Source organism: Burkholderia sp. KCJ3K979 (genome assembly GCF_016759955.1).
Lineage (GTDB): Bacteria > Pseudomonadota > Gammaproteobacteria > Burkholderiales > Burkholderiaceae > Burkholderia > Burkholderia orbicola.
In genome coordinates this window covers 1-667 of sequence record NZ_JACFYV010000454.1, presented here as the reverse complement: position 1 = coordinate 667, position 667 = coordinate 1, and the positions used below count along the sequence as shown (strand labels likewise).

Sequence of the window (667 nt, the reverse complement as noted above, 5' to 3'; positions counted from 1 at the left end):
TCGACCGGCCTGTCGTCGGCCAACAGCTCGATCACGTCCTTGTCGACCTCGACCTCGACGGGCCTGTCCTCGGCTAATAGCTCGATCACTTCGCTGTCGACTTCGACTTCGACGGGTCTGTCGTCGGCTAACAGTTCGATCACTTCGCTGTCGACTTCGACCTCGACCGGCCTGTCGTCGGCCAACAGCTCGATCACGTCCTTGTCGACCTCGACCTCGACGGGCCTGTCCTCGGCTAATAGCTCGATCACTTCGCTGTCGACTTCGACTTCGACGGGTCTGTCGTCGGCTAACAGTTCGATCACGTCGCTCTCGACCTCGACTTCGACGGGCTTGTCGTCGGCTAATAGCTCGATCACCTCGCTGTCGACTTCGACTTCGACCGGCCTCTCGTCCGCGAATAGCTCGATCACGTCGCTCTCGACCTCGACTTCGACGGGTCTGTCGTCGGCCAACAGCTCGATCACGTCGCTCTCGACTTCGACCTCGACCGGCCTGTCGTCGGCTAACAGTTCGATCACTTCGCTGTCGACTTCGACTTCGACCGGCCTGTCGTCGGCCAACAGCTCGATCACGTCCTTGTCGACCTCGACCTCGACGGGCCTGTCCTCGGCTAATAGCTCGATCACTTCGCTGTCGACTTCGACTTCGACGGGTCTGTCGTCGG

General features: G+C 60.6%; 1 protein-coding gene. It reads right to left on the bottom strand.

The annotated features are described in order from the left end of the window. On the bottom strand, positions 1–667 hold a 667-nt coding region (locus tag H3O04_RS35585), incomplete at both ends, for a hypothetical protein (RefSeq protein ID WP_202589539.1).